20 protein-coding genes are annotated in these 18,213 nt (G+C 64.4%); 10 read left to right on the top strand and 10 right to left on the bottom strand.

Going from position 1 to position 18,213, the window contains the following annotated elements:
- Positions 1-112: 112 nt before the first annotated feature.
- Positions 113-1,747, bottom strand: a complete 1,635-nt coding sequence (locus tag V6X63_RS10130) for a hypothetical protein (RefSeq protein ID WP_367978835.1) — start codon at positions 1,745-1,747, stop codon at positions 113-115.
- A 70-nt stretch (positions 1,748-1,817) separates the two neighbouring features.
- On the opposite strand from V6X63_RS10130, the gene V6X63_RS10135 reads away from it, so the two are divergent.
- On the top strand, positions 1,818-3,257 hold the full coding sequence (locus tag V6X63_RS10135; RefSeq protein WP_367978836.1) for a hypothetical protein: 1,440 nt from the start codon (positions 1,818-1,820) through the stop codon (positions 3,255-3,257).
- 128 nt (positions 3,258-3,385) lie between these two features.
- Entirely contained in the window at positions 3,386-3,919 is a 534-nt protein-coding gene (locus tag V6X63_RS10140; RefSeq protein WP_367978837.1) for a hypothetical protein, read from the top strand.
- Here the strand turns inward: V6X63_RS10140 and V6X63_RS10145 are convergent.
- Positions 3,916-4,050, bottom strand: a complete 135-nt coding sequence (locus V6X63_RS10145) for a hypothetical protein (RefSeq protein WP_367978838.1) — start codon at positions 4,048-4,050, stop codon at positions 3,916-3,918. The two genes, V6X63_RS10140 and V6X63_RS10145, sit on opposite strands and share 4 nt — an antisense overlap.
- Positions 4,051-4,302: 252 nt before the next feature.
- Between V6X63_RS10145 and V6X63_RS10150 the strand changes: the two genes are divergently transcribed.
- From V6X63_RS10150 to V6X63_RS10165, 4 genes are all read left to right on the top strand, one after another.
- Positions 4,303-5,400 carry an MraY family glycosyltransferase gene (locus tag V6X63_RS10150; protein WP_367978839.1) on the top strand — a complete coding sequence of 366 codons (1,098 nt, stop codon included), beginning with the start codon at positions 4,303-4,305 and terminating at the stop codon, positions 5,398-5,400.
- A gap of 92 nt (positions 5,401-5,492) precedes the next feature.
- Positions 5,493-7,019: a hypothetical protein gene (locus V6X63_RS10155; RefSeq protein ID WP_367978840.1), complete on the top strand. Its 1,527-nt coding sequence runs from the start codon at positions 5,493-5,495 to the stop codon at positions 7,017-7,019.
- On the top strand, positions 7,016-8,731 hold the full coding sequence (locus tag V6X63_RS10160) for a CAAX prenyl protease-related protein (protein ID WP_367978841.1): 1,716 nt from the start codon (positions 7,016-7,018) through the stop codon (positions 8,729-8,731). Before V6X63_RS10155 ends, V6X63_RS10160 begins: the two co-directional genes overlap by 4 nt.
- A complete protein-coding gene (locus tag V6X63_RS10165; protein WP_367978842.1) occupies positions 8,728-9,333 on the top strand; it encodes a hypothetical protein in 606 nt (201 codons plus the stop codon). Before V6X63_RS10160 ends, V6X63_RS10165 begins: the two co-directional genes overlap by 4 nt.
- 616 nt (positions 9,334-9,949) lie before the next feature.
- Here the strand turns inward: V6X63_RS10165 and V6X63_RS10170 are convergent.
- The 3 genes from V6X63_RS10170 to V6X63_RS10180 are packed head-to-tail and all read right to left on the bottom strand — an operon-like array spanning position 9,950 to position 11,644.
- On the bottom strand, positions 9,950-10,495 hold the full coding sequence (locus tag V6X63_RS10170; RefSeq protein WP_367978843.1) for a hypothetical protein: 546 nt from the start codon (positions 10,493-10,495) through the stop codon (positions 9,950-9,952).
- Between the two features lie 33 nt (positions 10,496-10,528).
- Positions 10,529-11,068, bottom strand: a complete 540-nt coding sequence (locus tag V6X63_RS10175; protein ID WP_367978844.1) for a hypothetical protein — start codon at positions 11,066-11,068, stop codon at positions 10,529-10,531.
- Between the two features lie 30 nt (positions 11,069-11,098).
- Positions 11,099-11,644: a hypothetical protein gene (locus V6X63_RS10180; protein ID WP_367978845.1), complete on the bottom strand. Its 546-nt coding sequence runs from the start codon at positions 11,642-11,644 to the stop codon at positions 11,099-11,101.
- 552 nt (positions 11,645-12,196) lie between these two features.
- Between V6X63_RS10180 and V6X63_RS10185 the strand changes: the two genes are divergently transcribed.
- The 4 genes from V6X63_RS10185 to V6X63_RS10200 all read left to right on the top strand — a co-directional run bounded on the left by V6X63_RS10185 (position 12,197) and on the right by V6X63_RS10200 (position 14,721).
- Entirely contained in the window at positions 12,197-12,739 is a 543-nt protein-coding gene (locus V6X63_RS10185; protein ID WP_367978846.1) for a hypothetical protein, read from the top strand.
- A 66-nt stretch (positions 12,740-12,805) separates the two neighbouring features.
- The gene (locus V6X63_RS10190; protein ID WP_367978847.1) at positions 12,806-13,384 is read left to right on the top strand and encodes a hypothetical protein; all 579 of its coding nucleotides are present in this window, start codon (positions 12,806-12,808) and stop codon (positions 13,382-13,384) included.
- A 69-nt stretch (positions 13,385-13,453) separates the two neighbouring features.
- A complete protein-coding gene (locus V6X63_RS10195; RefSeq protein ID WP_367978848.1) occupies positions 13,454-13,990 on the top strand; it encodes a hypothetical protein in 537 nt (178 codons plus the stop codon).
- On the top strand, positions 13,987-14,721 hold the full coding sequence (locus V6X63_RS10200; protein WP_367978849.1) for a hypothetical protein: 735 nt from the start codon (positions 13,987-13,989) through the stop codon (positions 14,719-14,721). Before V6X63_RS10195 ends, V6X63_RS10200 begins: the two co-directional genes overlap by 4 nt.
- A 314-nt stretch (positions 14,722-15,035) precedes the next feature.
- Here V6X63_RS10200 and V6X63_RS10205 read toward each other — a convergent pair whose 3' ends face one another.
- From V6X63_RS10205 to V6X63_RS10225, 5 genes are all read right to left on the bottom strand, one after another.
- A complete protein-coding gene (locus V6X63_RS10205; RefSeq protein ID WP_367978850.1) occupies positions 15,036-15,608 on the bottom strand; it encodes a hypothetical protein in 573 nt (190 codons plus the stop codon).
- 139 nt (positions 15,609-15,747) lie between these two features.
- Complete coding sequence (locus V6X63_RS10210; protein ID WP_367978851.1) at positions 15,748-16,320, bottom strand: hypothetical protein; 573 nt, start codon at positions 16,318-16,320, stop codon at positions 15,748-15,750.
- A 24-nt stretch (positions 16,321-16,344) separates the two neighbouring features.
- Positions 16,345-16,779 (bottom strand): hypothetical protein, encoded by a 435-nt coding sequence (locus tag V6X63_RS10215; protein ID WP_367978852.1) that lies wholly within the window; start codon positions 16,777-16,779, stop codon positions 16,345-16,347.
- Positions 16,780-16,875: 96 nt separating this feature from the next.
- Positions 16,876-17,406: a hypothetical protein gene (locus tag V6X63_RS10220; RefSeq protein WP_367978853.1), complete on the bottom strand. Its 531-nt coding sequence runs from the start codon at positions 17,404-17,406 to the stop codon at positions 16,876-16,878.
- 112 nt (positions 17,407-17,518) lie between these two features.
- Positions 17,519-18,046: a hypothetical protein gene (locus V6X63_RS10225; RefSeq protein WP_367978854.1), complete on the bottom strand. Its 528-nt coding sequence runs from the start codon at positions 18,044-18,046 to the stop codon at positions 17,519-17,521.
- Positions 18,047-18,213 lie beyond the last annotated feature (167 nt).

Consider the following 18,213-nt stretch of genomic DNA (forward strand, 5'->3'; position numbering starts at 1 on the left):
AAGATTAAGCGCGTTTCTCACGCCCGCAGGTTACTGAATTGCGGCGCGACGAGTGTCAGAGAAGAATTTGGAATTTATAGATGAAAACCGCTATCGAAATTCCACTAAAGACTTAAGACTCATTATCGGCTGTGGGTTGTCTATCCGGCTCGCCACCACAGCGCACCGGCAGGTTGGTTGCGACAAGCCAGCGCTGCCCATCGCGCCAGCGCGTCTCGTAGCGCGGCACGATCTCCCCGTTCAGTCGTCCTTGCGCATCAAAGCGGCAGCGACCGATGCGCGTCTCACGCCACCAGCCGGTGAGCTGCCCGCCGGCATCATAGTCGAGCACATCGGCCCAGTTCGCCTGCCAGTCGAGCGCCGGGTCGCTCGGCAGCGCGCCGGCGCGGTAGTCAATGCGCTCGAGTCTTCGTGCGCCGTCCTCGCCACGGGCATAGATGCGCGTCTGGTGATGCGGCATCGACACGCTGAAGATGGCCGGCGCGCTGGCAAACTCCCCATTGGTGACGATCAAGCCGATCTCGATGCGGGCGCTGCGCGCCCCTCCAAGCGGCGGAATATCCTCTGGTTCATGCCAGTCGATGGTGATCTCGGCGCGCTGTCCGCGCTCGCCGAGCGGCTCGATGTGCACCTTCTCTGGATCGCCCCGCAGGAGAACCCAGTGATAATCCAGCGCCCGGCCGTTGGGATCGGACGTCTGCCCTGGCCCGAGCACGACGCGCTGCTGGGCTCGATGACTACGCCACAGCCGGGCGACGGCTGCGGGTGTATCGAAAAGCCGCTCGTCGCGCCCGCCTGCATCGCTGTCACGCTCGAAGGTCTCCGAGATGACGTTGAGCGTGGGCTGAGTCGGGATTGCCTCGGGCCGCATCGTGGAGGCCATCTCCACCATGGCGAGCGCATCGACCCGCTTGCCATCAAAGACCACCGGATGCGCCGCCCCCGTTAAATAATCGTCAAGTGTCTCGATGCCGGTGAGATTGCGGCGCAGCAACATCTGCAGCGTCGGCCCCATGAGCGACGCCGCCTCAAGCGCACGGCGGGTGTGTGCGGGTAGTGCGGCGGCAGCGAGCACGAGCGCATCGACAATGGGCATATCCGAGTACGACGAGCCGCGGCTTGCGATCGCGTAGGGCCAGTTCGCCGGGAAGAGGTCGTCTCCGTTGAAGTCCTTGTGCGCGGGGTAGACATAGAGGGCATTGGCCGTGTACGGCCGAATCGCCTGCAACGGATTGCGCCGCCCGGTCATGAGCGCCCGAGGCAGGCTGCGCGGAAAGCGCCCTGCTGTCTCGGCGAGCGAGGCGTTACCGATCACGGTATAGCCAGGCCAGATGAACTGCGGCACGCCGCGGCGGGCGCGACGACCGCCCGGGAGCGAGCTGTTATCAATGGTTGCGAGCCGTGGGAATCGATCCGGTGGTAGCAGCGAGTGCTTCTGGTCGCGGTTATCGTAGGCGAGGTTGTAGAAGCCACCCGCGATGGCCTGCTCTGAGAGCGCCTCGAGCCGCCGCGCCGCCGCGTCGGTCTCAGTACTCCCAAGCACCGGCGCACCGGGTTCTCGATCGCGCACGCGCCCACGCACAATCGATAGCCCCTGCTCCGATTCGACCAGGACCTCATCGGCAACGAGCCGCGGATACTTGGTCGGTTTTTTCTGCGCGGGCGCGGCGCTCACCGCGAAAAGGGCGGCGAGCGATACCCCCATGATGACGAAGAAAAATCCCGGTAGTCTTGTGTTGACCAACAATGATCGACCCCATGCATGGATCAGCTAAATACTATAGGGGCATGCATTGCGCACGAAAAGCGCTAAAACATTGCGCAAGCTGACACTCGGCGCAATCGCCGGGATTGCCGTGCTCATCGCCGGGCTGCCCGGTGCGTCGGCTCAATCCACCTCAGCGTCAGACGCCGAGCGCGTGCTCGCACGCATCGGCGAGCGGCCGCTCACCACTGATGATGTCCGGCAGTTACTCGAATCCCGACCGCGCACATTCGCGAGCATCCCCGCCGAGCAGCGTTGGGCAACGGCGCTTCAAACGCTCATCGCCGAGCGCGTTCTCGACGCCCGCTACAACCGCCGCGAGGGTGAACTCTCCGCTTCGGTGCGCGAGGCAATTGCCAGTGGTCAACGCCAGATCATGCTCGATCTATTCGTCCGGGCGCGCTTTGAGCCGGATCCGCCATCGCCCGAAGCCGTGGATGCCTACATTGCCGAGCATCCCTATCTGTTTGCCAATCGGTTCGCCTACCGCTTCCAGGTGCTTGGCGTTCGCACCGACACGCCCTCATCGCGGGACGCCGCCGAGCGCGTCCTCGCCCCTCTGCAAGGCGCCTCACCTCCGAGCCCCGAAGCGGTCGCCGACCAGGTCGAAGTAATGGCACGCGAGGGCCTGCGGCCGCAGTTGAACTATGAGTGGGCCTCGAGCGAGACACTTTCTGCATCATTGCGCGCGCGCCTCGAGCGCATGCGCCGCGACGGCCGCGCTGTCGATCTCGAGACCGGCGAGAACCAACTTGTGCTCACCATCCTCTACGCGGCCGATCCGGCGCCGGTCGACCCGAGCCTCGTTCGCGAGCGCGTCAGGGAGCGGCTAATCGACGAGCAGTTTGAGCGTCATCGCGAGGCGATCATCAGCGAGCTCTCAGCACCGGTGCTCGAGCTCATTCGCGAACGTGAGGAAGCTGAGCCGAGTTCGGCGGACGGCGGCGTTGCGGACGCGGGGGCGACGCGGGCGGCGCAGGGCGCGGATTTGCGTGAACCCATCGGTCTGACGCTGAGCGCGGTCACCGTGGCGAGTCTTGTCTTGGGGGTGAGCGGATTAACGAGTTGGCTGCGCCTGGTCTTTCGCAAGGCGCCATTGCTTAAAAACCTTGGGCTGCGCTCAATGGGCGGTCGCCATCCGGCCCGCGCGACGCTGGTCTGCATTGTCGTGCTGACCCCGGCGCTGCTTAGCGTGTGGAACGGGGCACGGTTCGCGCTCCTCCACCAACCGCTGATTGCGAGCGCCGTCGTTGTCGCCGCCAGCGCCGCCCTTGGCCTGCTCGCCTGGTGGCTTGTCTGGCGTAACAGCACCAAGCCGCAGCAGCGATTGGATCGCAGCGCCGGCAGCGGATACGACTCGGCCGAGCTATCGGTAGGCGACCAGCGCGTGCTGATGCAGCGATCTCAACCACTTCTGTGGGCTGGGGCGATCGGCGCGCTCCTGTCATTCCTTGCAAGCACTGCGTTGGCCATTACACTCGCTACCCTCTGAGCTTTGCTATCGCCTAGTTATAAGTTGAATTCAGGGCTACTTTACCGTGGCATTACAGCTTTTGAGGGGGCTGTGCCGGGTGTACCCTTTAGTAAGGCAATAGGTTTACGTACTGAGCGTCGCGCCAATTGAGAATCTCGACCGTCAAATCAACGATCCGCCATACGTTGACCGTAGCCGTGCTCGGTCTGGTCGGGTCGTTGTGGGTAGATCAAGCCGCGGCAGAGCTCATCGAATACGAGGGGACCTACTATGAGATCCGCACCGAATCTATAGACAACCTTGGGTCATCAACAACGAGCAGCACATTTGTCGATTTTGGCGGCCAGACAGAGCCATCGTGGTGGGGCGATTCAAAGTTCGATATTAGCTTCGCGTCAGCATTAGCAGCGAATTCCGGCGATGAGTCTATAGCGTTCATCAGCTTTATCAACGACGCTGCCACGGGTGACTATTCGTACGCATTTGGTACAAACGCAGTCTTTGGTGACATTGCAGAGACGCCTACAGTGACGCAGTTCGCCGTCGAAATCGCAGCCCCCAGACCAGTACCAGAGATCGATGGTGCTGCGCTCTCAAGCGGCCTGTTGGCGCTTTTCGCGCTTGCCCTCGGAGGCCTCGGCTTCCAGCGGAATCGGGACAGCCATCCGGCCAAACCCTAGTACCGCGCCAGGAGCGATACCGGCTCGGTTCCTCCATCGGCGAATGGAAACAGCCAGAATCGCGAGCGCATGTCGCGCCAACCACCGCTCGCCACGGCGGTTTGAATCCGCACCACCTGTTCGGCACTCATCTCAATAGGGCGCTTGTTGCCGATAATGCGCAAAGTAATCGGCCGATCTCACCGAATTTCACGAAACCTTACATAACCTGACAGCGAATTATAGGGATTTGAATCGCTGTAATTTGTTCCTCCCAAATCGCCAAAATCTCACGACCCTGCGCTACCCTTTAATCGCTTAACGAATTCTGACTACGGCGTTTAAATCAGAGAGTAACTAGGGTGACCGCTGGCGAGTGGCTAACGGCAATATCGGCTGCGTTTGTGATCTGCCTGACCGCGATTCGATCGCTCTGGCCGTTTGCGGCGCGTTTGCGCCTCGTTGACCACCCCGGACGTCGTCGGCGTCAGGGGGATCCGGCTGTGGTCATCGGCGGGCTCGCCATCACCGCTGCGCTCATCGCGGCGAGCCTGTTGTTCGGACCGCGCTACAGCGTCTCGGCATCGCTTGCGGCGGGACTCGCGCTGATCGCATGCGTCGGCGCACTGGATGATGCGCTCGACCTTGGCTATGGGCCGAAGTTTATTGCCCAGCTCGTCGCCGCGGCTCTGGCCATCGGGCATGGGCAGATGGCCTTAACTGACCTCGGTAGCGTTGATGCGCTGCTCCCCGTCTCGGTCGAGTCGATCGCGGTGCCGCTCACGCTGCTCGCCCTCGTGGGCTTTATGAACGCGATGAACTTCCTCGATGGCGTCGATGGGCTGAGTGCCGGCGCGGCAACCATCATGCTGGGCTACCTCGCGCTCGCCGCCGCTGAGGCGGGCACGCTCGGGGCGCTCGCACTCGCTGGCGTGACGATCGCCGCACTCGCGGCATTTTTGCTGTTCAACTTCCCGCTCCCCGGCCGGGCGCAGGCGCGGGTGTTCCTCGGTGATAGCGGCAGCCTCACGCTCGGGCTGATCATCGCCTGGGTGGCGATTGACGTCTCGCAGGCACCCACGCGCACGATCGCGCCCGTGGTGATTGCCTGGATTCTCGCGGTGCCGGTCACCGAAGTGGTTGCGATCACCCTGCGGCGGCTTTTCACCGGACGCCATCCGTTTCGCGCCGACCGCACGCACTTGCATCACATCCTGCTGCGCGCGGGCTTCAGTCGCACGGCCGTGACCTACCTCATCCTCACGTGGGTGGCGACACTGGGCGCGATCGGCTGGTGGTCAGCCGCCACCGGGGTCAGCGAGATCGCCCTGCTCTACACACTTGGCGTCGCGACGAGCCCGCATGCGCTCATGGTGCTCTTCCCCAACCGTGCCATCCGCCTTGCCGGCCGCATTCGCACCCGCGTGCGCGGGCTCTGGACGCCGCGGCGCCGGCGCGTAAACGCCGCCCAGCCTCCGCCCAAGCCAGGATCGCGCCGCTAGGGCGAGCGCGACTGCAAGCCCGCCACCATGGGGCCTAGCCCAAAGCTCAACCCGCTAACCCCGAATCAGCGCATAGGATGATCCAACTCACCATGACCAAGTGCCGTCTATTCCGGTCTCACACCACACCGCGCGCATCCCTCGCGCTCGCCGCTGCGATCTGGCTCTTTGCGATCAGCGCACCCGCAATCGGGCAGTCGGATGCACCCACGAGCGCCGATGAGGCGAGGCAGTCGGAGTCGCAGGCGAGCGCCGATGACACGCAGCGGCCCGAGCCGCTTGCCATCATCGGTGCCGAGGCGGTGACCGAGGCGGACGTCGAGCGGCTGCTCGCCAACCGTGGCCGCAGCTTCGCCGATGTCCCCGTCAGCGAGCGCCGGCGCGCCGCGCTCGAGAGCCTCGTTGCCGAGCGTATGCTGCTTAATCGCTACGACGAGGTGCGCAACGAACTCTCCGAGCCGGTACAGGCCGCACTCGCGAGCGCGGGCGGGCAGATCATGGTGGATTTCTTCGCCCGCTCGCGCTTCCAGCCCGAGGAGCCCACGCAGGCCGAGATCGATGCGTTTATCGCCGCCAACCCCCATCTGTTCGAAGCACGCCACACCTATCGCTTCCAGATCGTGACCGTGGGCTTTGACAACGCCGCCGAGCGCGAGGCGGCGGAGGCCGTTTTCGCCCCGCTCGAGCGCGCTCCTGGCGCGCCAGCGCCTCGCGTTGGCGCCATGACCGAGGCGATGGCAGCGCTCTCCGAGGCCGGCCTCAATCCCGCGATCAGCAGCGAGTGGCGGCCGAGCGAGGCCATCACCGAGGGACTGCGCACGCGCATCGAGGCCATGCGCAGGGCCGGCGAGACGACCTTGCTCGAGCGCGATGAGGGGACGCTCGAGTTCATCGTGCTGCACGCCGCCGACCCAACGCCAGTGGCCGCCGCGCAGCTTCGCGAGCGGGTGCGCGATCGGCTCATCGGCGAGCAGTTCGTCGAGCATCGCCGCGAGATCATCAGCCAGCTTGCCGCCTCGCCCATCCAGCGAGCAGAGCAGTTTGTTGCGGCGAGCGCCGAGGGCGCTCAAGCGCCGGCCGAGACACCGGCCGAGCCCGAGGCGGCCGAGACACTGCCCACGCAGAAGGCCATCGGCATGGCGCTGCTCGGCGCGGTCGCGGCGGGACTGGCCGCGGCACTGTTCACGGCGGTGAGCTGGCTTTGGCTTATCATCGAGAAGGCGCGCGTGCAGCGTAAACTCGGGAGCCGCGTGCGCGGGATCCGCACCCCGCGCCTGGCGGCGGGGATCAGCCTCGGTGCCGCCGCGCTCGCCATGCTCGCGGGCTACTTCAGCGTCAACGCCGTCTGGGCAGTCTACGCGCCGAACACCCTCGCGGCGGTGATTGCCGGTGCGCTCGCACTCGGTGCGGTGCTCGGCTGGCTGCTGCGGCGCATGAGCCGCGCCGATGAGTCCGTGCTCGAGAGCCGGCGCTACGCGCGCTACGCCAAATCCGGCCTGAGCACCGCGCAGCAGCTCACCATCGCGCACCGCTCCCAGCCCCTGCTCTACGCGCTGCTCGGGGCAACGGCGGTCTGCGCGCTCGCCACGCTCATTCTCATCACGGGGGTCACGCCATGACACAAAGCGTGCCGGCAAACGCCTCCAGTCCCGGCCGCCCGCGTGGGCGCAACACCCGCAGCGGCAGTCGGCGCGGCGGCATCGATTTCGCCCGCTGGGCGGCACTCGCGCTGAGCGCGCTTGCGCTTGCCGCGCTCGAGCGCGTGAGCAGCGGCCGGATGGTCGCGCTCGCCGGCGAGCTCGACCCGACCACCGAGGGGCTCTATCTCTATCACCTCATCTCGAAGACGCTGCTCGTCTTCGTCGCGCTCATCATCGCCTTTAGCTACCACGAGCCCGCGCGCTGGGGCGAGCGGCTGACGCGCGGGCGGCTGTGGTGGGGGGTGCTCGCCGTCCAGCTTGGTCTTGCCGCCGCGATGGTGCTGCGCTACCGCGGGCTGCCCACCTACGAGCCCCTCGCCGGACTCTCGGCGGTGCAGGAGTGGCGCTACATCAGCGCCATTACCCTTTTCATCGCCTGGCAGGCGGCGACGCTGCTGCTCCTTGCCACCCCTTCGATCAAGCGCATCATCCGCCCCCAGGCACTGCTCGGCCTCGCCGGCACGGGGATCGCCCTCGTTGCCCTTTTCGTGCGCCCCAACCCCTTTGTCTCTGTCACCCAGGAGGCGACCAAGGAGATTACGGTGAGCCTCGCGAGCTGGTTCTACGGGCTCTTTGGCTCAGCGAGCGCGCAGATCGAGCACGCTCGGGTGCCGATCATGTCGGCCGAGGACTTCTCGATCGCCATCAACGTCGCCTGCGCGGGCTACGACGGCATGTTCGCCGCGAGTGCGCTGATGTGTGGACTGGTTGCCCTGCAGTGGCCGCAGCTTCGCCCGGGACGCGCGCTGGCGGTGATTGCGGGCGCCGTGGTGGGGGTATTCCTTTTAAACAGCCTGCGCATCGCGCTGCTCTTCCACATCGGCGTGGAGTACTCCGCGGAGATGGCGCTCGAGGGCTTTCACTCGTACTTCGGCACACTCGCGCTGATGAGCGTCGCGCTCATCGGCATGCTCGTCCTCCAGCTCCCGGCGCTGCAGCGCGAGACCGGCGCGGAGGAGACGCGCACGCTCGTAACCGCGCTCCGCGTGCCGGCGCAGACCCGGCGCGAGGCGGGTGCGCTCATCCTCCCGCTCGCCGCGCTGCTCACGCTCGGGATGTTCGTTGGGCTTTTCAGCACCGGCTTTAACTGGCTCTACCCCATTCCCGCGAGCGCGGGCCTGGTGCTGCTCTACGTCTACCGCCGGCGGCTTGCGTTCGAGTTCAGCGGCCCAGTCGATCTCTATGGCTTCGCCGTCGGCGTGGGGGTGTATGTGCTGTGGATCGCACTCATCCCGCTCGATCCGGTGGAGACGGCGAGCACGCAGGCGGTGCTCGGCGAGGCTGCGTGGCCCGCCGTCGCAATGTGGATCGCCTTCCGGCTCATTGGCGCCTCGATCGTGGTACCGGTGTTCGAGGAGCTCGCCTTTCGCGGCGGGATGATGCGGCTGCTCAACGCCATGTTCGCCGGGCTACTTGGTCCGCGCATCGCCATGGCGGCGGCGCTACTCATATCCTCGTTTGCCTTCGGCATTCTCCACGGCTCGCTCATCGCCGCAACGCTCGCCGGCATTGCCTACGGCGCGCTCGTCTGGCGCGATGCCCGTGTCGGCAATGCTATTCTCGCCCATGCGGTGACCAACTTCCTCATTGGCGTGCACGTGCTCGCGCTCGGCGCCTGGAGTTACTGGTGAGCACCTGCGCCCCACGGCCGGGGGGCACTCGCCAACGCCGCCGAGGAGCAAGTCGCATCGCACGGGTTCTGATCGGCGTCGGGATAGGCCTTGCCGCCGCGCTCGCCCAGGCCGAGACGACCTATGAGCTCGTCGTGGACGGTTCACGCTATACGATACGCGTTGAGAGCGCACCGCTTGAGGATATCCCCATCAACGCGCTCGAGGGGAATGCCTGGTGGGGGAGCCGCGATGAGGCACAGCGCTTCGCAAGCGCCTCCTCAATGCTGCTTTACTATGCGTTTCAGCGCCCGGGGTCGAGCAGTACGCGCACGATCGAGGAGGTCTTCTACGATGGCTTCGAGCGGAACACGGCCGAGCTCCGCGACATTCCACTCGATCAAACTCGAAACTACGCGATTCAGCAAGGCGCCCCAACCCCGGTGCCTGAGATCAACGGCGCAGAACTTGCGAGGGGATTATTCGTACTGACCGCCTTGGGGCTTTTGCTGAGCGCTGGCGTCTCGATCCCCCGCGACTTGAACGCCTTAATTCGCGTTCAGCCCATCGGCGTGCGCAGTCGGATTGGATTGCCAGCGTTGCTCACTCAGCCAACCGCTTAGATTCCACGACCCCAGGCGCCCACGATCCCGGTCCTGCGCCGCGTTGGGGTACACACGGCAGTTAGTTGCGCGAATCAGGATGCGGGGTTCAAAGGCGCGCTCATCGAGGCCTGCCGCCGGCTCCCTCTGGCGAAAAACCATAAACCGATTGAAGCCAGGACCACCGCGCCTTGGCCCATGGCCGAGCCATCAATCTCTGGGACGGCCACTGGCTAGGCGGTCTGCGTCGCCCATACGACATCTCCGCCATAGCCGCTTACGGTGAAAGAGGCGGTTAATTCTGGGCCGGAAACGGTCCCCTCAGCGCTATCGTCGACGAAAAAGGAAATGTTAAACGAATCACCGTTTGGTTCGCTTTTGTAAGCGAAAAGCAGCGCCGAGTCGGTGCTCGCGAATGTACTGCCAATGGCACTGGTCTCCGCCAGATCCCTCGCGAGGTCTTGGTTACTCCACCAAGCAACGGTGTCAGAAATGCTACCGCCAACATCGTCAAATGTGCCTCTCGCCGTCCCGATCGAATAGACCGTATTGCCGACAATCAGCTCGTTAGAGGACTACGCCTCGGCGAGGCCTGATGCGCCCAACCCCATGGCCGCGATGACCCGACAAACCGCGCTCATGGCATCGCGCCCGCGCGCCGCCAGCCGAACAGCCAAAGCGCGAGCGCGCCGGTGACGAACGCCCCCTGAGAGAGCGCCACGCCGTCAATCTCGGGGACGGCCGTCGGCGCCTGCGCCTGGGTCGCATACGTGTAGTCAGTCGAAAAACTGCCGCCTACGCCCGTTAATTTCCCCGCCTCTTCTTCCGACCCTACCGCGATTATACTGCCACTCATATTCGCCGTGTCATAGAGGAAGACAGCCCCTTTGTAGTTATTGGTTGTCGCTGGTGTGGCTGATTCACTACTGGCCCTTGCAAGATCTTCTGCGAGCGTCTTATTTTCGAACCACGCGGTGCTGGTGAGACCTCCCGAACTCGCGTTGTAATCCGTTGCTTGATAATTAACGTAGTAGTACGTGTTATCGACCCGGATCCGGTTCTCGAACGCCTGCGCCGCCCCGGCGGTGAGGCACAGCGCCACGGCGGCGACGATCAGCGCCGCGCGAGGGATGAATCCGCCGCGCGCGCTCACCTGGAATAACGGGTTTTCATTGAGATTCACGCACCAGTCTCCCTACTTCATCACCCAATGCGCTCAACGCGCGGAGCGTCCCGGCTCCCGGCGCCGGCCGAAGACCCAGAGCCCGAGCGCGCCGGTGACGAGCGCCCCCTGCGAGAGCGCCGCGCCGTCAATCTCAGGCACGAACGTCGGCGCCTGCGCCTGGATTGCGTACGTGAAAGTGTCGTCAGCACCGCCTCTTTTGATGTAGTTCCCGGCGTCTTTATCTGCCACTTTAGCCGCCCCCCATACACTCACATCCACACCCGATGAACTGTAAAGAAAGTAGGCGCCTTCGCCTGCGTTACCAGTCCGATCACTCGCGCGGGCGAGGTCGCCGGCAAGCGTTGTACTGCGCCACCAGGCTGTATCCTCAAGCGCGGTGCTGCTTTGGTTATACGACGTAACCGAATAATCAATATAGTAAAACTTGTTACCCACCTGGATTTTATCGGTGAATGCCTGCGCGGCCCCGGCGGTAAAACACAGCACAACGGCGACGGTCACCAGCACCGCGGTCGCGACCGGGCGACCCCACCCACTCACCTCGGGTAGCGTGTTTTCCTTGATCGCCATCACTATTCCCGTTGCACTCACCCGACCCGCTCAACGCGGGGTGATTGCTCGCCCGCGCCGACGCCCGACCATCCAAAGCCCGAGCGCGCCGGTGACGAACGCCCCCTGGGAGAGCGCGACGCCGTCAATCTCAGGCACGGCCGTCGGCGCTTGCGTCTGGATCGCATACGTCTCTACGACGCCCGCACCACCGGCAACGGTCATCCCCGCTTCTTCATCCACCGCGTTTCTCGTTATCTTGCTTCGCGTCAAATCAGGGTCGTTATCAGTGCCGACGTCGTAGAGAAATGCCGCACCGTTCCTATCGGTGGCGGCGGTCGCAGGTTCATCACTCGCGGACGCAAGAGCAGTGGCGAGATCAATATTCCCGTACCAGGCAGTTCCTGTCAGCGTCGTTTCATTGCCCGTATACGAGAGGTTCGAATAGTCGATGTAGTAATACTTATTGTCCACTCGGATTTTATCCGTAAACGCCTGCGCCGCTCCGGCGGTGAGGATCAGCCCGGCGGTTAATAGAACCGCAGCGAGGCGTGCACACCCCGAGCGCTCTCCCGCGCTGCATTCGATCGTCATCATGGATCCTTTCACCCCACTATCACTCAGGGTCAAAGATACCCGAGGGTCAAGCAAAGCGGCAAGTCCCCGGGGGATGCGCCCAAGCGCCGGCGCCCGGCACGATCCACACGCACGACCCACGCACCTTGCCATGCCATGCGAGCCACCCATCGGCAGATGCGATCAGCCAATCACCGAATAGCCGGCGCGCGATCCGCTGGCGCGCCTTGACCCGAGCGCGGAGGACGCGGGCGCCCCGTCGCACCCGCCACGCGCTTGCCCTCGCCGCGGCCCGCGCCGTGGCCCGGGCGGCGATGAGCGGCGCCGCTCGGCTCCCCCGAGCATGGGGACGGCGGTGGCGGTGGCGGCGGCCTCGAACAACCCCCCGCGCCGCGCACCGCGGACAAACGCGCGCCACACCGCGCGCCGCCGCCTTTGATAAGACACGCACGCGCCGCGCTGAGACACACTCGGCGCACACGCGCGCGCTCTGACTAGACCCCGCGCGTTGCAGCGCCGCGTGGGCGTTGGTAATCTCACACCACCATGGGGATCAATGCGTGGGCAAGCAGTGTGAGTAGAACCATTCGGCGGCCAGGCGCGCTCGCCGCCGCCGCAGTGGCGGGGGCGATCGCGATTACATCGGGGGTCGCGAGCGCGAACACCACATCGGTGGTGGTGGAGGGGTTTCGCTACCAGATAGGCGTAGAGACTACAAGCAATCCGCCGGATAGTAGCGATGTCTCCAGCGGCTATGCACCCTGGTTCGGGTCGCTCGATCTGGCCCGTGATTATGCAAAAGCCGCCTACGCCGCCGGCGTTGGCAAAAGCGACCCGGTGTATTTTGCCTACGGACGGGCGGGCGAAATAAATCAAGCGGTATTCGCGACGAGCGCCACCGACACGCCCAGTACTAGCAGTGGTAGTGGAGAAAAAGATTTCGCCTTCGTGGATGGCGCGGCGGTGGAGGTGCCTGAAATCGATGGCGCCGCCCTCGCCCAGGGCGCGCTCGCGATCGCTGGCATCGGCCTGTGGTTCGCTGGGCGGGGCCGCGCGGCGCACGCGCGAGGCGACACGCGGATGGGGGCCTCGCTGAGTGCGGCGCCGGTGCATTGAGGGGCCTGTGCGACGCGCGTGCGTGGAAGATCACGCCGGATCCGGCCCGAGCGGATCGAGAGGGAGATGATGGATACACAAGCGCAATCAAGACAAGCGCGCCGGCGCGGGTTGGGGCAGCGCGCCGCACTCGCCGCGCTACTCGCCGTTGCGGTGAGCCCGGCCGCCGATGCGAACACCACCCGCGTGATCGTCGACGGGTTTTACTACGACATCGGTTCCGAGTTCACGAATTCGCCGCCGACGTCCACGACCCCCTCCAATCGCTATGCGCCCTGGTTTGGTTCGGGGGACACGGCCGGGGCGTTCGCCATAGCTGCCTTCGACGCAGGCGTTGGGACAGAGAGCACAGTGCGCTTTGCCTACGGGAAATCGGGGACAACAAACAACGCGGAGGCCGCGAGACCTAACGTTGACGGTAGCGGGGGTATTGAGGCGTATTATGCCGGTATCAACGGTTCCGCGGTTTTCGCCTACGTGGACGGTGCGCCGGTGGTCGTGCCTGAAATCGATGGCGCCGCCCTCGCCCAGGGCGCGCTCGCCATTGCCGGCGTCGGCCTGTGGTTCGCTGGGCGAGGCCGCGCGGGGCACGCGCGAGGCGACACGCGGATGGGGGCCTCGCTGAGTGCGGCGCCGGTGCATTGAGGGGCCTGTGCGACGCGCGTGCGGGGAAGATCACGCCGGATCCGGCCTGAGCGGATCGAGAGGGAGATAATGGATACACAAGCGCAATCAAGACAAGCGCGCCGGCGCGGGTTGGGGCAGCGCGCCGCACTTGCCGCGCTACTCGCCGTTGCGGTGAGCCCGGCCGCCGATGCGAACACCACCCGCGTGATCGTCGATGGGTTTTACTACGACATCGGTGTCGAGCTCAAGGGCAACCCGACGACGTCCCCGACCCCCTCCGAGCGCTATGCGCCCTGGTGGAGCGGTAATGCGAATGAGTCTACGGACGCGCAAACCTTCGCCGAAGCCGCCTTTGAGCGAGGGATCAGTAATGTGCAATTCGCATTTGCACAAAATCAGGATAACGAATACGAATGGTATAAAATCATAGATTCCGAACCGGTTACCGGCAGTACAGCCCCAGGGAGCGCCCGCAACTATGCCTTCGTCGACGGTGCGCCGGTGGCTGTCCCGGAGATTGACGCCGCGGCAATCGGCCAGGGCGTGCTCGCCCTCGGAGCGATCGCCCTGTGGGCCTCAGGGCGGCGGCGAGAGCCGAGAGCCGAGGCTGAGGTCATCGCATGAGCGCGGCGATGGGCGGACATCCGCGTGAGCGCCGGCGCGTGAGCGCGGGGCTCGGTGCGGCACTCGCTCTCATTGGTTCGGCGATTCTGCCCGGTGTGGCGAATGCGACCACTTATTACGATGTCATCGTGGGTAACCAGATCTACACGATCGGTGTCGCCGACCCGCAAATCAGTTACGAGGACAACGCCGCAACAATCACCGCCACGGATTGGTGGAGCGGCTCGGCAAGTGATCCATCGACTGCCATTGCGCTGCGTGAGGCGATGCTCAACCAATACGAAGATGTATTCAAATTTAGCTACAGCGCCTACGCATTCAACGCAGACCTCGATCGGGTGACATCCGTCTACAACATTGTCTACGACTCTCCTGACGATGGAACGCAGGCGGGGTTATCCAGAGTGACTTCTTATTCCTACGTCGTCCAGAGCGGTGCCGTGTCCTATGTCCCGGAGATCGACGGTGCCGCCCTCGCCCAGGGCGTGCTCGCGATCGCTGGCATCGGCTTGTGGTGCGCCGGGTGGCGGCGTCAGCGCACGACCGAGCTCGGCTTGTCGAGTGGCGGTGCGTGGTCCCGCGGCCCGCGCCCTCAACGCCCTGACATCCTGCGAGCACACACCCCCGGCGTTAACCGTGGGGTGGATGTTAACCCGACCCGACCGCCCGCGGCCTCCAGCGGATCTCAGCCGAGCGGGTTTGACCAGATGAGCCGCCTCGCACTCGAGTGATGGCCTGGCCTCTGCCCTCTCGCAGGGGACGCCATGCGCGCGGGCCAGATGCCACTGATCGGCTAGCCGTACACCCCCGCAATACATCGCTCTCTCGCCGGGGCCGGGGCGTTGTCGTACGGCGAGCGCTACAGGCAAGTCAGTATCGGGTGGATCCGGCGGGGCTCAGTGATGCGCGCGCTCGCTCCGAGCGCCTATTGCCACCTCGGGGCAACGCGGGCTTTGGCGTCTGCATCACTTGCCCCGGCGAGCTCGCCCCCATCGGGTGATGGGGGCGGTGCCGCTGCAATGCGCGAAGGATCGTCTGCGCGTCGCTATACGCTAGCGGGTGCGGACATCGGTGCGCTATCCAGCCTGCCCGGATCGCGCCGGCGCCCGAGCCCCCAGAGCCCGATCGCGCTCAGCGCGAGCAGTCCCTGGCCAAGCGCCGTGCCATCGATCTCGGGGACAAAGACCGGCGCCGCGGTCTGGATCGCGAATCTCCCGGTCACATCGTCTTGCACGGTCTCCGCAAGATCAGGCGAATTCGTATTAATCGCGGTGTAGAAGTCGACCCCGTCCTTTCGGTTGTTGAACGTGTAGACAAAAAACGCGTTCGACTCCGTTGAAGCGCTCGCGAGCGCCTCGCTTAGCGTCCGGGGGTTTGTCGTGCCACCGTCGTACCAGCTCGTCGTCGTAATCGCCGCCTCCAGGTCCTTGATCTCGTTGGTCGTGTACTCAACGGAGTAGATCTGGTTATTCACCACAATCGATTCGGTGCTCGCGCCCGCGTCCATCGAAAGGGCGAGACCGAGCGCGAGCGCGAGAAGCCCGAGGCGCATTGGTTGCGCCTCGCGACGGCGCGCGGGCCGCGCAGTGATAGCCTTTGGGGTGATCAGCGTGTGCATCCGCTCTTGCATCCAGTGTCTCAGTGCGTGGGCCTTTGACTCAGCGCGCTCGCCAGGCGGGGCGCTCAGCGCGATGGGGGCGGTGGCCGGCGTGCGGTAGTGTTCGAAGCTCAACCCCGGGCGCGCACGTGCACCCCCCCTACGCTCCACCCATCGACTCAGCGCGCTCGCGCCGGCGCCCAAGCCCCCAGAGCCCGACCGCGCTCAGCACGAGCAGCCCCTGACCAAGCACCACACCATCGATCTCCGGGACGGCGCGGGCATCGACCTGCACCGCGTAAGCTGATATGGCGGTGTTACCAGTTCCGGTGTCATCGTCTTGAATGACCTGGCCGGTAAAGGCGCTAAAATATAACTCATTATTATCTAGAGCATAAATAAAGCGAATAGACGCCGTTGAACCCTGTTCCCATTGCGTGGCGAGTGCGTTGGCGAGCGTGTTATCAGTGGTGTCGTCAGAAAACCAGGCCCAGGACTGGTATTGATCGCCATACTGGCCAAGGAAACTAGATGCTCCGCTTGAATAGTAGACGCGCTCGACCGTGTAGATCGTCCCATCCACCGTGAGCTCCAGCGTGGTTGCGACGGCGGGTGATGAGAGCGCCATCAACGCCATGGCGGCTCCAGCAACCCAACACCGCGCGCGCCGGCGCAGCGAATGCTCGCCTGCTTCAGTCGATCTCGCCGCGCGTTGCCGAAATTGATTGATCATCGAGCACTCCCACTCAATTACTGGCTACTCCGCCGTACACGCCCGCCGGCGCCCAAGCCCCCAAAGCCCCACCGCCGCTAGCACCAGCACGCCCTGGCTAAGCGCCGCCCCATCAATCTCCGGGACGGCCTGCATTGCATAATCACGAGTCTGGTCAACGCCGCCGTCGTACTGCGTCGCCGAAGCACCCGCTTCAGAATAATAGCTCTCAAAGACGCCCGGCTCGTTCTCCCGATAGCCGTAGATATAAAAAATCGGTAAGTCATCCACCTCTGGCGAGTCCGTAGCGAGGTCCTCGGCGAGACCCGGTTTGCCCCACCAGTCGGTCTGGTTCAGAGCGAGATAGCCTTCAGGCGGGTTGGAGGCGAGCGCCGAGGGCTTGCCCGAGAATACGCCAACGCTGTAATTCGTCCCCTCAACGTTGATTGAGAGCGTCAGGCTGGGGGTCTGTGCCTGCACGCTAAAGCTACAGGCGATCAGTGCGGCCCCTAACATGCCCCTCAACCCGCGGCGAGTTCGCATCGATTTTAACGGCGTCTTTGCATATTGCATCGCTCAGCCCCCCGATGCGCGCACAGCCGCGGGGGCGACGCCGCTTGCAGGGCTTCGGCCCGCGCGCGCACCGGCGCTCCCGGCGCCGCGCCGGCCGAAGCCCCAGAGCGCGAGCGCGCTCACAACGACCACGCCCTGCGCCATTGCCGCGCCATCGATTTCTGGCACCGGCACGGTCGCGTAAAGAGCCTTGTTCGTCCCTGCAATCACCGTACGGAACGTTTTTTCGTCAGCATTCGCATACCGGCCAGCAAAAAACCCATCGTCGAATTCATAGAACGCAAACGTCACCGATCCGTCCTGCGCGCGGCTGTAGTTTGTGTCGTTGATCAGCGATGTGAGCGCTGCCTCGGCGTCGGCCCGATCATCGCTCTGCGACCACCAGGGCGTTTTCGTGGTCGCGTAGGGGTTGAGATTACCGTTGGGTAGCCGAAGCACGGTGTTGCTCAATACGATCTTATAGTTCTGCCCGGCAACATCGATCGAATACGAGGTCTCAGCGCTCGCACTCGGCATGGCGAGGGCTGTGATCACTCCCGTGATGAGCGCGGCCAGTCCCCAGACGATGCCTCGTACGGGATGGTGGTTGGCCGTCGATGATGCCCGCGTCATATCCTTATCCGCTCAATGCCCTGCGCCCCGCCGGCTAGGCGGCCGCATCGGGCTCGCCCACTCGCCGCCGCCCGGCCACCCACAGGCCAAGGCCGCCGACGCCAACAAGCCCCTGGGCGAGTGCCGCCCCGTCAATCTCCGGGACATTCTTCGGTGAGACCGGTTCGAAGGCGTACGTGATTTGATCGAAAATACCAGACGATTGACCCACATCACTCCCGGTCCACTCCCAGGCGTAAATCTCATTACCATCGAACGAATCCTGTTCAGCACGATAGCCAAACATCGCCCCTTGCTGCTGGGTCGTCTGTGCGAATGTTTCTGCCATGGTTTCATTGCCGAACCAGGAAGCACCGGAGAGCCGATTGGATGTCCACATGGCATCACTGTCATCCTGCAAGTCGCCCTGGGCGTATGACACGTAGTAGTACTTGTTATTGTATTCGACCCGGTCGGTGTATTCGCTGGGGTCGGGGAAATACGCCGCCACCATGGACGGCAGCGCGCCTAGCGCCAGGCCCAGTGCGGCTGAGCAGGTGACTCGTTTTGCAATCCCCACCATCGTCTGTCCGCCCGTTGTCCACAACTTTCCAAGCTATCGGCATTTATAGTCTATCGAATCCGCCTGCGCGCGCCAACTGAGCACCGGCGCCTGGGCTCCCACGACACGGCGGGGTCGTCTTTGAGAGGTTCTGCCCCGTAGCGGCGGAGACATCAGAGGAGCTTCGT

The organism is Spiribacter onubensis, assembly GCF_040838425.1.
Classification (GTDB): Bacteria; Pseudomonadota; Gammaproteobacteria; order Nitrococcales; family Nitrococcaceae; genus Spiribacter; species Spiribacter onubensis.